11 protein-coding genes are annotated in these 14613 nt (G+C 65.7%); 9 read left to right on the forward strand and 2 right to left on the reverse strand.

The window, feature by feature from the left end:
• Positions 1-5 precede the first annotated feature (5 nt).
• Positions 6-1187 carry an acyl-CoA dehydrogenase family protein gene (locus FHU31_RS21110; RefSeq protein ID WP_167162148.1) on the reverse strand — a complete coding sequence of 394 codons (1182 nt, stop codon included), beginning with the start codon at positions 1185-1187 and terminating at the stop codon, positions 6-8.
• Positions 1187-2359, reverse strand: coding sequence for a cytochrome P450 (locus FHU31_RS21115; protein WP_167162927.1), 1173 nt, complete (start codon positions 2357-2359; stop codon positions 1187-1189). Before FHU31_RS21115 ends, FHU31_RS21110 begins: the two co-directional genes overlap by 1 nt.
• A 271-nt stretch (positions 2360-2630) precedes the next feature.
• Here FHU31_RS21115 and FHU31_RS21120 point away from each other — a divergent pair, with 271 nt between their 5' ends.
• The 9 genes from FHU31_RS21120 (at position 2631) to FHU31_RS21160 (ending at position 14613) form a co-directional block, all read left to right on the forward strand.
• Positions 2631-4091, forward strand: coding sequence for an aldehyde dehydrogenase family protein (locus FHU31_RS21120; protein WP_167162150.1), 1461 nt, complete (start codon positions 2631-2633; stop codon positions 4089-4091).
• Positions 4088-6466 carry a CaiB/BaiF CoA transferase family protein gene (locus FHU31_RS21125; RefSeq protein WP_167162152.1) on the forward strand — a complete coding sequence of 793 codons (2379 nt, stop codon included), beginning with the start codon at positions 4088-4090 and terminating at the stop codon, positions 6464-6466. The genes FHU31_RS21120 and FHU31_RS21125 overlap by 4 nt, the downstream gene beginning before the upstream one ends.
• Before the next feature lie 344 nt (positions 6467-6810).
• Entirely contained in the window at positions 6811-7968 is a 1158-nt protein-coding gene (locus FHU31_RS21130; RefSeq protein ID WP_167162929.1) for an MCE family protein, read from the forward strand.
• A complete protein-coding gene (locus tag FHU31_RS21135; protein ID WP_167162154.1) occupies positions 7965-8993 on the forward strand; it encodes an MCE family protein in 1029 nt (342 codons plus the stop codon). The genes FHU31_RS21130 and FHU31_RS21135 overlap by 4 nt, the downstream gene beginning before the upstream one ends.
• Positions 8990-10084, forward strand: a complete 1095-nt coding sequence (locus FHU31_RS21140; RefSeq protein WP_167162156.1) for an MCE family protein — start codon at positions 8990-8992, stop codon at positions 10082-10084. Before FHU31_RS21135 ends, FHU31_RS21140 begins: the two co-directional genes overlap by 4 nt.
• Entirely contained in the window at positions 10081-11478 is a 1398-nt protein-coding gene (locus FHU31_RS21145; RefSeq protein ID WP_167162158.1) for an MCE family protein, read from the forward strand. The genes FHU31_RS21140 and FHU31_RS21145 overlap by 4 nt, the downstream gene beginning before the upstream one ends.
• A complete protein-coding gene (locus FHU31_RS21150; RefSeq protein WP_167162160.1) occupies positions 11475-12626 on the forward strand; it encodes an MCE family protein in 1152 nt (383 codons plus the stop codon). The genes FHU31_RS21145 and FHU31_RS21150 overlap by 4 nt, the downstream gene beginning before the upstream one ends.
• On the forward strand, positions 12626-14137 hold the full coding sequence (locus FHU31_RS21155; protein WP_167162931.1) for an MCE family protein: 1512 nt from the start codon (positions 12626-12628) through the stop codon (positions 14135-14137). The genes FHU31_RS21150 and FHU31_RS21155 overlap by 1 nt, the downstream gene beginning before the upstream one ends.
• On the forward strand, positions 14134-14613 hold the full coding sequence (locus FHU31_RS21160; protein WP_167162162.1) for an Rv2253/PknI dimerization domain-containing protein: 480 nt from the start codon (positions 14134-14136) through the stop codon (positions 14611-14613). Before FHU31_RS21155 ends, FHU31_RS21160 begins: the two co-directional genes overlap by 4 nt.

The raw sequence follows: 14613 nt of genomic DNA on the forward strand, positions 1-14613 counted from the left end.
TTCCTTCAGGAGGCGCGCATGTCGCGTGGTGCACGGGGCATGAGCAGCCCGGCCATGGCGATGATGTCGCGTTGGAGTTCGTTGGCGCCGCCACCGAACGTGTTGATCACTGCGAGGCGGTAGGCACTTTCGAGTTCACCCTTGAGCGGGGCGTCGGTGCCCTTGCGGCTGCCGCCTTGTCCGACGATGTCCAGCAGCTCTCGGGCCACCTGCTGGGTGAGTTCGGTACCGAAGACCTTGGTGGCCGAGGCTTCTCCCATGCCCAGCGCACCTGAGCTCAGCGTCGTGTTCACCCGCAAGTTGAGCAGGCGGTACGCGGCGACCTGCGCCTCGACACGGGCCAGCGCCTGCTGCACCCACGGCTTGTCGATCACGCGTTCGCCGTCCAGCGGGGTGCTCCTGGCCCAGGCGAGCGTCTGGTGGAACAGCGGCTCCAGCGCTCCAAGGTTGCCCAGCGCGGCCCGCTCCAGGTTGAGTTGGTTGGTGACCAGCTTCCAGCCATCGTTCTCGCCGAGCACGATGGCGCTGTCGGGCACCCGCACGTCGTCGTAGAACGTGTAGTACGTGGACACTCCTGGCATGGTGTGCAGCGGCTTCCACGAAAAGCCGGGACTGTCGGTCGGGACGATGAAGAGGGTGATCCCCTTGTGTTTCTTGGCATTCGGATCGGTACGGGCAGCCAGCCAGATGTAGTCGGCGAACGCGGCGCCGCTGGTGAACATCTTGGAGCCGTTGATCACCCACTCATTGCCGTCGCGAACCGCCGTGGTGCGCAGCGACGCCAGGTCGCTGCCCGCACCCGGTTCGGAGTAACCGATCGCGAAGTCGACGGTGCCCTTGAGGATGGCGGGCAGGAACGTGTTCTTCTGTTCGTCGGTCCCGTACTGGATAAGGGTGGGGCCGACGGTGTTCAGGGTGATCATCGGCAGCGGCGCGTGCACCCGCCGTGCTTCTTCACCGAAGATGTACTGCTCCAACGCCGTCAGGCCGTGGCCGCCGTACTCCACCGGCCAGGCGACCCCGAGCAGGCCGGCCTCGCCGAGTGCATGCCGGGCTTCCGTCATCGCATCGCCACCCTCCATGAGACCCGCGACGGCGGCGCGCCGTTCGGGTGTCATGACCGCCTCGAGGCGTGCGCGGTAGTCCTTGCGCAGTTGCTCCTGTCGGGGTGTGTAGTCGAAATCCATCAGATGTTCGCTTTCAATCGCACCGGCATACGTTTGACACCCGGGACCATCGTCGCGCGCAGGCGGGTCACGTCTCCGGTCAGTTCGATGGTCGGGTAGGTGCCCAACAGCACCTCGAACATCACCCTGGCTTCCAGGCGCGCCAGTTGCGCTCCCAGGCATGCGTGCTCGCCGGCACCGAATGCGATGTGCGGGTTGGGATTACGGGTGATGTCGAATTCCTCTGCGGTGGGTCCGAAGATCTCCTCGTCCCGGTTGGCCGCCCCGTAGAGCATCACCACCGTGTCTCCGGCCTTGATCTGCTGACCGCGGATCTCGATGTCTCCGGTGGCTCGCCTGGCCATGTGGGTCACCGGGCTGGTGTAGCGCAGCATCTCTTCGATCGCAGTGGGCAGCAGCGTGGGGTCCGATTTCAGCAGTGCGAACTGATCAGGGTGCTCGATCAGGGTCAGTGTTCCCAGTGCGATCAGATTGCGGGTGGTTTCGTTACCGGCGACCAGCAGCAAGAACGAAAAGTTGAGCAGGTCCTCGTCACTGAGCCGTTCCCCGTCGACTTCGGCCGAGGCCAGAATGGACAGCAGATCGTCCTGGCCGGATACCTTACCGGACCGGCGGTCGGCGATGAGGTTGGTGAAGTAGGCGTACAACTCGGCCAGTGCGGAGAGGTGATCCATCTCGATATCGGGGTCGGCGGTCCCGACCGCCGCGTCCGACCACGCTCTGAACTGCTCCCAGTCCTCCGGCGGCGCGCCCAGCATCTCGGCGATCATCCGGGTCGGCAGGGGGGCGGCGATCTGCTCGGCAAACTCGTATTCGCGGCCGGGCTCGACGTCGTCGAGGATGTTCTTGACGATCTCGCGCACCTTGGGCTCCAGCAAGGTCACCTGGCGCCGGGTGAAGCCGGAGTTGATGAGCTTGCGCAGCTGCCGGTGCCGGGGCGGATCCGTGAAGATCAGATTGCCCTCCTGCACCGGCTCGGGCTGCGTCGGGTCGGGGATGGTGATGCCTTTTGTGGACGAGAACTTGTGCGGGTTGCCCGAGACGAAACGGACATCCTCGTACTTCGACAGCGCCCAGAAATTCGTGACGTCGTTCCACACCACCGGGGTGGAATTGCGCAGTTCCCGATAGGCGGGATACGGGTCGCCGGCGTAGAAGTCCGGCGAGTGCAGGGGGATCGTGGTTGTGGGCAACGGATGCCTTCCTCGGCAGAAGCTCGGATCGGACAGTATGTCTGCGAATGTCCGACTCGCGATCTGTCTACCGCACCCCGCAATATGTGTCAATCAGCGGTAAAGACCTTATTTATCGGTATCTATCGGAATTATCGACGTTGACGCTGTTGGTCGGCGAGGTGTACACAGGGATCGGATATGTCCGTTCTTCGGAGGGCGTCAGCGTGGTCCCGGCCGGGACCACGCCGACGAGGAAGGCAGTGCCCTGGTGGTTGATCACGGCTCATTCGTCGACGTGCAGGGGAATTACATCGACGGTCGATGGATCCCCCCGCAGGACGGTCGTTACGACGTTGTCGACCCCAGCACCGAGCAGGTCATTGCCACTGCGCCCGATGCCGGGGTGGCCGACGTGGCCAGTGCCGTGGGCGCCGCGCGCCGAGCCTTCGACTCCGGGCCCTGGCCGCGGCTGGACCCGGCCGAGCGCGGCCGGTGCCTCCAGCAGCTCAGCGACGCGCTGCTGGCCCGGGCCGACGATCTTTACCGGCTGGCCCAGCAGGAGTGGGGCTGCACGGCAAACGAACGGCTGATCCACGTCGAAGGTCCGGCGTTCATGGCCGGGCATTCGGCGGAGCTGGCCAGCGTGCCGGCGGAGGCTCCGCTCGACGCGTGGGGTGCGGGCGGGAACACGCTGCTGCGCTACGAACCGCTCGGCGTGGTCGCGGCGATGACGCCGTGGAATTTCCCGCACACCCTCAACGTGATGAAGCTGGGGGCCGCCCTGGCGGCCGGGAACACGTTGGTGCTCAAGCCGTCACCGCTGACGCCGCTGGCGGGTTTCGCGCTGGCCCGCATCATCGCCGAGGAGACCGACATCCCGCACGGTGTGGTGAACGTGGTGGCTCCGCGCGGTATCGCTGCCAGCAGGGCCCTGACCCAGGACCCCGGCGTGGACATGGTCAGCTTCACGGGCAGTTCGGCGGTCGGGCGCGACGTCATGGCCGCCGCGGCGGCGTCGATGAAACGCGTCCTGTTGGAGTGCGGGGGCAAATCCGCGAGCATTCTCGTCGACGACGTCGAGATCACCGACGCGCTGCTCGAACGTCTTCTGTTCGAGGGTTGCACTCTGCACGCAGGTCAGGCCTGCATCTTGAACAGCCGGCTGCTGGTGCCGGATGCGATCCACGACGAGGTGGTCGACCGACTGTGCGCGCTGGCGCGCGCGGTCGTGCTCGGCGATCCTCGTGATCCCGATACCACGATGGGACCACTGATCAGCCGCGAGCATCTGGAGCGGGTGGAAACCTTTGTGGCGCAGGCTGAAAGCGAAGGGGCGACGGTGCGGGCCGGTGGACGACGGCCCAAAGATCAGTTCAGCGGTTACTTCTTCGAACCGACGATACTCACGGATGTGACGCCGGACGCCGCGATCGCACAGGAAGAGGTTTTCGGTCCGGTGCTTACGGTGCTGCGTTACCGCACCGATGACGAGGCGGTGGTGATCGCCAATGACTCGCCGTACGGTCTGGGCGGGGCGGTGTGGGGGACCGATGTCGACCGTGCGCTCGGGCTGGCCCGGGGCATGCGGACCGGCCAGGTGTCGATCAACGGCACTATCGCCGGCGATGCGCCGTTCGGCGGATTCAAGCAGAGTGGGATCGGCCGTGAGGGCGGCCTGTTGGGGCTGCGGGGCTACATGGAGCCCAAGGTGATCGGCGTGCCGTCGTGACCGCACCGCTGAGCGGCGTGCGGGTCGTCGAGATCGGGACCGAGATCGCCGGGCCCTACTGCACGAAACTTCTCGCCGACCTGGGCGCCGATGTCATCAAGGTCGAACCGGTTGCCGGCGACCCTATGCGCCGGTGGGGCCAGGGCGGTGTCTTCGAGTACTTGAACGCCGGCAAGCGCGGCCACACCGTCGACCCCACCCGCGATGCCGAGATCACCGTACTGCTCGACCTCGTTGCCGGCGCCGACCTGCTGGTGGAGAACCTCGCGCCGGGCACCCTTGATAAATGGGGCTGCGGCCTGGACTCCGCCGGTCTGCAGCGCCTCAACCCGCGGCTTGCGGTCGTGCGCGTCTCCCCGTACGGACAGCATGGCCCGTTACGCGACCGGCCCAGCACGCCGCTGACTCTGCAGGCCGCCTCCGGCTGGGTGAACGTTCGCGAGTTCGACCGGCCACCAGTGCAATCCGGCGCCCGGATACCGGAATACGTGGCGGGCGCCTATGCCGCACTGGCGGCTCTGACGGCGCTTCGCGTCGCCGGCAGCGACGTAGGCCGGATCGTCGAGGTCGACCTGTCGATGCTGGAGTGCCTGATCTCGACGTTGCCTTATCCGATGTTGTTGGCCGAGCGGCTGAAGAAGATGGGCTTGCCGACCAACACGAAGGCGGCGCCGATGCTGGGAATCGTGCGGGCACGCGACGGCTGGGTCGGGATCAACTGCCTCACCGGGCAGCACTGGATGGACGTGTGCGCAATGGTGGGACTGCCCGAGTTCGAAGAGCACCAGCTTGCGATCATGTTGGGCGGGCCCGAGCGCGACGAGTTCTTCGCGAAAGCGCAGCCGTGGCTGGACGCGATGACGGTGGCGGATATCGTCGATCTGAGTCAGGCCATGCGGATTCCGGCTGCCCCGGTCACCGACGGCGCGACCATTGTGGAGTGTCCGCAGTACCGCGAGCGGGATTTCTTCATCGAGAGTCGGTTGGGCGGCGCCGACGAGGGCCGGCAGTTTCGTCGGCCCGGGGCGGCGTTCCGCCTTGCCAAGACCCCAGTGCCCGAGCCGGGACCGGCGCCCGCGCCCGGGTCGACGGTACCTTCGGGCTGGCTGGCTCCGCCGTCGGCGCACGCGCAGCCGCCCGTCGCGGATGTCGCGCTGCCGTTTGCCGGACTCAAGGTATTCGACCTCAGCACGTTCTGGGCTGGGGCGTATCTCACCTGCTATCTCGGCGCCTACGGCGCAGATGTCGTCAAGGTGGAGTCGATCCAGCGTGCCGACGGACATCGATTCTCTGGAGCCCTGCTCCGAGACGGGGACGACTGGTATGAACGCGGGCCGCTGTGGCAGGGCACCAATCTCAACAAGCGCGACATCACGCTGGATCTGTCCTCGGAGCAAGGACGTACGCTGGCCCATGCCCTCGCGGCCGAGGCCGATGTCGTCGTGGAGAATTTCTCGCCGCGCGTGGTTGAGCAGTTCGGGCTGGACTATGACTCGCTCATCGAGATCAATCCGGCGGTGATCATGGTGCGGATGCCGGGATTCGGTTTGCAGGGGCCGTGGCGCGACTACGTGGGCTGGGCGCTGAACATCGAACAGCTGGCGGGCATGTCGTCGGTGACGGGCTATCCGGACGGACCGCCGTGCAATCTCCAGGGGCCGGCGGATCCCATCGCCGGTGTGCATGCCGCGGTGGCGCTGCTGGCAGCGTTGGAACACCGTGCGCGTACCGGTGAGGGGCAACTGATCGAGGTCGCCCAGATCGAGGCGGGCGCCGCCGTGACCGCGGAGCCGGTGATCGAGGCGGCACTGAGCGGGCAGGTGCGTGCTCGCGAAGGAAATCGGCAGCGCGATCACACGCAGGGGGTGTACCCGGCGGACGGGGACGGTGAATGGGTGGCTGTGTCGGTCCGCCATGACGCGGACTGGCATGCTCTTGCTGAGGCGATGCAGCGCCCCGAGCTGCGCGAGGATCCGCGGTTCTCCACATGCGCGGCGCGCCATGCACATCACGATGACTTCGATGCCGTCGTCGCGGAATGGATGTCACGTCAGACCTCCGATGGAGCGGTCGAACTGCTCTGTGCCCGCGGTGTTCCCGCCGAGTGCGTGCTGACCGCGGACCGGATGTATGAGGTCGAACAGCTCAACGCACGGGGTTTCTACCAGGAGCTGCAGCACCCCATCACCGGTCGGGACCGATTCCCGGGGTGGCCGTTTCGGATCGACCCCGGACCGCGGCAGCATCACCGCACAGCGCCGCCGACCCTGGGCCAGCACAACGATGAAGTGCTCTCGCGGCTGGGGCTGTCCGGTGCCCAGCTGTCGGTACTGAGGGAGCAGTTGGTGATCGGTGACCGGTTGCTGGGCTCCTAGTGCGCGGATACCCGGGAGCCAGGGCCACGTTTCTGAGAGATGTAGCGAAAGTATAGTTTTTGCTTTGCGGAGTGCGTATTCTCATTTACGAGAGGTAGAGATTGCAGTCGGTTTCCGTCCGTGATGTCCTGGCATCCGGCTGGCGTTTCCAGCCGGTGTCGCGTAGCACCGCCACTCGATGACACCACTTCGCGAGGGGCCCGACAGTTCGGAAAAGCCAATTGGCAAAGCATTTCAGCGGCAGAGCGCGATACCGAACCCGGAGCTACGGCCGCTGGCCGGCGGCAGCGGGGAGCGCCGGGCGCCACTTCCGCGCCGGGGGGGCTGCGCGGCCACTGGTGGGATTGCTCACCTTGACCGTGGTGGCAGTCATTGTTGCTCTCGCCCTCACTCAGTTCAGCGGCGGTTTCAACTCCGGTGTGCAGCTCACGGTGATCTCCGACCGGGCCGGCCTGGTGATGAATCCGGATGCCAAAGTCAAACTGCGCGACGTCCAGGTCGGCAAGGTCGTCTCAATCGACGATCGCGTGGACGGCAGCGCAGTGCTGCACCTCCAGATCGATCCCGACTCGGTGGCGGTGATACCAGCCAATGTTCGCGTCGACATCGCATCGTCTACGGTGTTCGGTGCAAAATACGTGCAACTCGTTGCGCCGGCAGACGCCTCTGCCGACTCCGTGCACCCCGGTCAGGTGATCGCGGGTGAGCACGTCACCGTCGAGATCAACACCGTCTTCGAGCAACTCACCGATGTTCTGTCGGCCGTTCAGCCCGAGCAACTCAACCAGACCCTGACTGCCCTCTCGAGCGCCCTCAACGGTCGAGGCGCCAAAGTGGCCCAGGCGATCTCGGACACCGATACCGCATTGCAGCAGCTCGAGCCCAGCCTGGGAAACCTCGGTCACGACATCGCGACAGCGAACCCTGTACTCACAACGCTGGCCGATGTCGCCCCGGATCTGCTCACCACGCTGCACAACGCGACCACCATCGGCGCGACCATCGTCGAGCGCAAGACCGATCTGGATGCGCTGTTGGTCAGCGTGATCGGATTGGCTGACACCGGCCAGGAGGTGATCGGATCCAACCGCTCCACGCTGACCGACCTGCTCCATCTGCTGGTACCCGTCACCGAGCTCACCGACCGCTACGAGCACGCGCTCAACTGCGCGCTGGCCGGGGCCGTCGAACTGGCCAAGACGCCGCCACTGCGCGTCCCCGGCGCGGAAGTGATGGCCAGCCTGTTGTGGGGTGCCGATCCCTACCGTTATCCGGGCGACCTGCCCAAGGTCGCTGCCACCGGGGGCCCGCAGTGTGTAGGACTGCCCCGGTTGCCGTTCGAGACGAGGCCACCGTATGTCGTCGCCGATGTCGGCACCAACCAGTACAAGTACGGAAACCAGGGCATCGAACTGAACACCGCAGGCCTCAAGGAGTGGCTGCTCGGGCATCCGGTCGAAGGACCGCCCCGTAATTCGGCACAGATCGGCATGCCCGGATGAGCCGCCGGCTCTCGGCGGCAGTGAATTTCGGTATCTTCGCCGTGGTCATGATGTTGTTGACGGTAGTTCTGGTGGCCGTCTTCGCCGACTACCGCGGCGGGGCGGCGTCGCGGTACACCGCTCTGTTCTCCGACGTGTCCGACCTCAAAGCGGGCGATTCGGTGCGAGTGGCCGGTGTCCGAGTTGGCACGGTGGGTGCAGTGGATCTGCAGAGGGACAAGACCGTCCTGGTCGGCTTCGACACCGACGCCGCCATCCGATTGACCGCCGGCACCCACGCGGCGGTCCGCTACCTCAATCTCGTCGGCGACCGCTACCTCGAACTCACCGACGAGCCGGGGTCGACGCGGCTCCTCAAGCCCGGCGAGCAGATTCCGATCGGACGGACCAAGCCGGCACTCAATCTCGACGTTCTGCTCAACGGGCTCAAACCTGTTGTCCGAGGGCTTGATCCAAAAGATGTCAACGCCCTGACCACTGCCCTCATCGAAGCGGTGCAAGGCCAGGGCGACACGCTGTCGTCGCTGCTGGCACGCACGTCCTCATTCGCGGGCAAGCTGGCCGACAACAGCCAGGTGGTCGAATCGCTGATCGACAATCTCAACAAGGTGACGGCCGACGTGAGCCGCGACGGACAGCAGTTCGGCGACACGATCGACAGGCTCCAGCACCTGGTCTCGGGATTGGCTGCCGACCGTGACCGCATCGGCGCTGCGATCGACTCGCTGAGCGCCGGGACAGCCTCGGTGGCAAGCCTGCTGGGACAGGTCAGGCCGCCGCTGACTGGCACCATCGATCAGCTGAACCGGCTGGCCCCTGCGCTGGATGCTGAGAAGGAGCTCATCGACGGTGCGTTGCAGCGCGCGCCGGAGAATTACCGCAAGCTGTCCCGAATCGGTTCGTACGGCAGCTTTTTCAACTATTACCTATGTGGGGTGACCTGGCGGGTCAGTGATATGCAGGGCCGCACCGCGGTCTTTCCATGGATCAAGCAAGACACCGGAAGGTGCGCTGAGACAGGATGATCAAATATCGCGGGCCCCAGCTCATCCGCACCGGATTCATCGGTGTGGTGCTGATTCTGCTGATCATCGCCGTGGGGCTGCAGCCGGAGCGGCTGACCGACTGGGCGACGGCGGTCAGATACCAGGCGGTGTTCACCGAAGCCGGGGGGTTGCAGGTCGGCAATCCGGTCAAGCTCTCGGGGGTCAAGGTCGGCTCGGTCACGGACGTCACTCTCGATCACGGCGATGCGCTGGTGACGTTCTCAGTAGACGGCGTCACTGAACTCGGTTCGCAGACCAGTGCGCACATCGGGACCGGCACCCTGCTCGGCGAGCGGATGCTCAACCTGCAATCCGCGGGTGAGGGCACGTTGAGGCCCAACGGCCGGATCCCGGTTGAGCGGACCTCGTCGCCGTACTCGCTGACCGATGCGGTCGGTGACCTGACCACCACCGTCGCCCACACGGATACGGCTTCACTCAACCAGTCGCTGGATGTGCTGGCCACCACGGTGGACGAGATCGCCCCGCAGTTGGGGCCCACGTTCGACGAACTGACCCGGTTGTCGAGGATCCTCAACGGCCGGGACCAAAAGATAGGCGAACTCCTTGAGCACGCCGCGATGGTCAGCGGCATCGTCGCCGAGCGAAGCGATGCGGTGAACACCATGCTGCTGGATGCCAACGATCTGACGGCCGTGCTGGCCGACCGCCGACGGGCCATCGTCAACCTGCTGGCGGACACGTCCGCCCTGGCCCAGCGTGTTTCCGGGCTGATCCACGACAATCAGGACAAACTCAAGCCCACGTTGGACAAACTCAATGCCGTCACCGCGGTACTGGAACGCAATCGCGACAACCTGGAGAAGGCCCTTCCCGGGCTGGCGAAATTCCAGGGCGGGCTCAGCGAACTCGTCGCCAACGGTCCCTATTACATCGGCTATATTCCCAACCTCACTCAGGGCTCGCTGCTGCAGCCCTTCCTGGACTATGCGTTCGGCTTCCGGCGCGGTACCGACAGCGGTCAGCCGCCGGACAACGCGGGCCCCCGAGCAGAAATTCCATTCCCGCGCAACGGGATTCCGCAACCCGGCGAGCAGTGGGGACGATGATGCGCCGAGCACTTAGATTGATCACCGTAATCGTGCTGGCCGGGTGCCTGACCGGCGGCGCGGCACTGCTCACTTACCGGCACTTCTTCGCCCCGATCACCATCACCGCAGATTTCCAGACTGCGACGGCCATCTACCCCGGCGACCAGGTTCAGGTGTCGGGGGTGCGAGTGGGAACCATCGAGTCGGTCCAGCCTCGGGGGACCTTCACCAGGATGACGCTGACGGTGGACCGCCGGGTCCCGATCCCCGCCGATGCCCAGGCGGTCATCGTCGCGCAGAACCTGATCTCGGCGCGTTACGTGCAGCTGACGCCTGCCTACCGGTCCAGCGGGCCGATGATGGCCGACGGCGCCGCGATTCCGTTGAGCCGGACGGCGATCCCGGTGGAGTGGGACGAGGTGAAGGACCAATTGAACCGGCTGGCTGTCGAACTCGGACCGAAATCGGGGGTGTCGGACACTGCGTCGGCCAGGTTCATCACCAGCACCGCGGACGCCATGGCCGGTAACGGCGACAAGCTGCGCCAGACGCTGTCCCAGCTCTCCGGCGTGGGCCGGATCCTGGCCGCCGGCGGCGGCAGCATCACCGACATCATCGCCAACCTGCAGACCTTCGTCACTACACTGCAAGCGAGCAAGACGCAGATAGTGCAGTTCCAGGACCGGCTCGCCACCTTGACCAGCGTCGTCGACGGGAGCAGAGCCGATCTGGATGCGGTGCTGACCAACGTCGCCGGTACCGTCGGCGACGTCCAGCGCTTCATCGCCGACGTGCGTGACCCCACCGCCGAACAGATCCGCAGCCTTGCCGCAGTGACCCAGTCGGTGGTGAACCGCCAGAAGGATCTAGAGCAGATCCTGCATGTCGCCCCGACCGCGGTTGCCAACACGCTCAACATGTTCGACCCCCGCGATGGCGGCGCCACCGGCACCATCGCGCTGTCCAACCTCAGCAATCCCATGCAGTTCCTCTGCGGGGCCATCGGAGCCATCGAGAATGCCACCGCACCCGAAACGGCCAAGCTGTGCAGTCAGTACCTCGGTCCGGCGTTGCGGCAGTTGAACTTCAACTATCTTCCGTTTCCGTTCAACCCGGTCCTGCCATCTGTGCCGCCCTCCAAGGACATCATCTACACCGAACCAAATCTTGCGCCGGGCGGTCCTGGTCCCAAGCCGGCGCCACCGGAGACCCCGCCGGCGGTGTCGGCCTACACCGGGGCCGGCGATGTGCCTCCGCCACCGGGATATGCCGCGCCCGCACTGCCCGGCACCTCGATTCCCGGGCAACCGCCGGCGAGCCTGCCCGAGCTCTTGCTTCCAGACCAGGGCGCTGTCGCGCCACCGCCCGCGGACAGCCCCCCGCCGCTGCCGGCGGAAGGTCCGTCCCGATGAACGTCAGATCCATGCTGCGTCGTACGGGCGCGCTGTGCTCTGCTCTGATGGCCACTGCGGGGTGTGCGTTCCAGGGGCTGAACTCGCTGCCGCTGCCAGGCGCTGTCGGACGTAGTTCGGATGCGCTCGTATACCATCTCGCCGTCGCCAATGTCGGAACACTGGAACCGAATTCACCTGTGCTGGTCGATGACGTGGTGGTCGGCAGTGTCCGCGCCATCAGCGTGGTCGACTGGCATGCCGACATCGAAGTGTCGTTACGTCCTGATGTCGTGGTACCCGCCAACGTCGTGGCCCGGGTGGGCCAGACCAGCCTCCTCGGTTCGATGCACGTGGCCCTGGACCCACCCGTCGGACAGCAGGCACAGGGCCGACTGGATCCTGGCACTCATCTCCCACTGACCAGGTCAGCGAGCTACCCGTCCACCGAACGCACCCTGTCGACTTTGTCGACGGTGGTCAATGCTGGTGGACTCGGCCAGATCGGCAGCATCGTCCACGATTTCACGCTCGCGCTCGGCGGGCATGCGGCTCAGACCCGGGACGTGCTGTCTCGCCTGAACGATCTGGTGACGGTGTTCGACGAGCAGCGCGACGAGATGGTCGGAGCCATCCAAGCGATGGACCGACTGGCCACCACGCTTGCTGATCAACAACCCGTGATCTCACGCGCTCTCGACGTACTTCCGGGTGCTCTCGATGTGCTCAACGGACAGCGGCAGCAACTCGTGACGGCCTTGGACCACATGCGCCGCTTCAGCGATACCACCACCGGTTTAGTGCAGGACAGCGGGGACGATCTGGTGGCGGATCTGCAGCATCTGGAGCCGACGATCCGAGCACTGGCCGACGTCGGGCCCGAAATCGATACCGCGCTGGCATTCCTGCCCGTGATGCCATTCGGGCAGAACCTGATCGACCGGGGGATCAAAGGTGACTACATGAATCTGTTCGCCGTCTTCGATCTCACGGTGCCCCGCCTCAAGCGCACGTTGTTCGCCGGAACCCGCTGGGGCGACGAGAACGTGCATATCGTTCCGGCGCCCGGTGACCCCGGCTTCGACGCTTACTACAGCTCCAATCCGCTGATGGCCCCCCTGGATCCGCCGCCGCCCGACCCGGTGCCTGCGCCGAAAGCGGGGGGATGATGCTCACCCGCTTCGTCCGAATCCAACTCATCATCTTCGCGGTCGCCACGGTCGTGGGGCTGGTGACCATGTTCGCGGTGTACCTGCAAGGCCCCGTTCTCTTGGGAATCGGGAGACTCACCGTCACCGTGCAGCTGCCGAGCGGCGGCGGCCTTTACCGGCTGGCCAATGTCACCTACCGGGGCGCACAGATGGGCAAGGTGACCGACGTCAGGCTCACCCGGGACAGGGCCGAGGCGATCCTCTCGCTGGACCGCACCCCCCGTATCCCGGCCGATCTGGTGGCCCACGTGCGCAGTATCAGCGCGGTCGGCGAACAGTACGTCGACTTGCAGCCGCGCACCGACCAGCCGCCGTATCTCGAAGACGGCGCAGTGATCCCGCAGGAGAACGTGACGGTGCCTCAGCCGGTGGGCCCGATGCTCGACCATGTCAGCGCATTGCTGGGTAGCGTGCCGCGGGACAAGCTCGCCACGGTGTTCGACGAGTCATCCAAGGCGTTGGACAACGCGGGTTACGACCTGGGCTCGTTGCTCGATTCCTGGGGGACCGTTTCCGGCGACCTGCGTGCCGTGGCGCCCCGCCTTACGGGACTGATCGACGACGCAACCCCGCTGCTCGACGCGCAATTGGAGTCCGACCAGGCGATCCGGACATGGGCGCACAGCCTGGCAGGCGTCACCGACAGTCTGGCAACCAACGACGCTCACATCCGGACGATCCTCACCCAAGGACCTGGCGCCCTCGGATCCGTCACCGATCTGCTGGAACGGGTCAAGCCGACCTTGCCCATCCTGTTGGCCAACCTGACGAGCGTGAGCAAGGTCGCCGTGACGTATCTGCCGGCGCTGGAGCAGCTGATGGTGTTGATCCCGCCGTATTTTGCCGACCTGGAAGCGATCTCGCCCGGCCACAACGCCTCCGGGCTGCCGTTGGCCAACTTCCGGATCCAGATCAGTGACCCACCCGCTTGTACCGTCGGGTTCCTGCCGCCGTCGCAGTGGCGGTCACCGGCCGACACCGAGACCGTGGACACCCCCGACGGTCTCTACTGCAAGCTTCCGCAGGACTCTCCGATCCTGGTGCGCGGGGCACGCAACCTGCCGTGTATGGGCAAGCCGGGAAAGCGGGCTCCGACGGTGGAGATCTGTGACAGCGACAAACCCTACGTACCGCTGGCGATGCGCCAGCATGCGTTGGGCCCCAACCCGATTGACCCGAATCTGCTCGCTCAGGGGGTGCCCCCCGACGACCGGGTGACCTCCGACGAGAACATCCACGCCCCGGTCGAGGGCACGGCGCCGCCGGCGCCTGCCGGCGGCGCGGCACCGGCGTCGCATCAGCGTTCCCCCGGTACCGGGCCTGCGGTGTCGGTGGCGACCTACGACCCTCGCACCGGACGCTACGCGGCTCCGGACGGATCCACACACATCCAGAGTGATCTCACCGACCCCGGCGCCGCGCCCGTCTGGCAGGACTTGGTGCTGAATCCGGGGATGCGCGGATCATGAGGGTGCTCTGGCTCGTTGCTGCCGTATCCCTGGCCTTGGCGCCCGCCGAACTACCGGCCGCCCAAGCCACCATCGACGACATCGCGATCAACGGCACTCTGCGGGCGGTGTCAGATGGGCAGTGGGCCAAGACAAATGAGGTCTTCCACGATGAATCGACGGTGTCGAGCCTGTGGACGGTGACATCGGCGTGCACGGGGGTCTTCGACTGCACCGGGACCGTGCACAGTGATCAGGGTTGGACCGCGCCGATCCGCTATCAGAGCCGGATGTGGTTCGTCAGCCGGACGTTGCCCGATTGGGAACACTGTGCCGACGGAACGTCGGTGCCGGGCAAGCAGATCGTGAAGTTCTACCGCGACCCCGACGATCCGACGATCTTCAAAGGCTGGGACACCGTGGTCGGCCCGAGTGGCGCATGCGGTATCAACACACCGCTGGTGATCGAAATGCCCTTCAAGCTGACCCCGCCGTAG

This window comes from Mycolicibacterium fluoranthenivorans, from assembly GCF_011758805.1.
Taxonomy (GTDB): domain Bacteria; phylum Actinomycetota; class Actinomycetes; order Mycobacteriales; family Mycobacteriaceae; genus Mycobacterium; species Mycobacterium fluoranthenivorans.

What these genes read in the sequence shown, in the direction of transcription:
- FHU31_RS21110 (WP_167162148.1), bottom strand. Translation starts at nt 1,187, where the DNA reads ATGGATTTCGACTACACACCCCGACAGGAGCAACTGCGCAAGGACTAC.
- FHU31_RS21135 (WP_167162154.1), top strand. Translation starts at nt 7,965, where the DNA reads ATGAGCCGCCGGCTCTCGGCGGCAGTGAATTTCGGTATCTTCGCCGTG.
- FHU31_RS21140 (WP_167162156.1), top strand. Translation starts at nt 8,990, where the DNA reads ATGATCAAATATCGCGGGCCCCAGCTCATCCGCACCGGATTCATCGGT.
- FHU31_RS21145 (WP_167162158.1), top strand. Translation starts at nt 10,081, where the DNA reads ATGATGCGCCGAGCACTTAGATTGATCACCGTAATCGTGCTGGCCGGG.
- FHU31_RS21150 (WP_167162160.1), top strand. Translation starts at nt 11,475, where the DNA reads ATGAACGTCAGATCCATGCTGCGTCGTACGGGCGCGCTGTGCTCTGCT.
- FHU31_RS21155 (WP_167162931.1), top strand. Translation starts at nt 12,626, where the DNA reads ATGCTCACCCGCTTCGTCCGAATCCAACTCATCATCTTCGCGGTCGCC.
- FHU31_RS21160 (WP_167162162.1), top strand. Translation starts at nt 14,134, where the DNA reads ATGAGGGTGCTCTGGCTCGTTGCTGCCGTATCCCTGGCCTTGGCGCCC.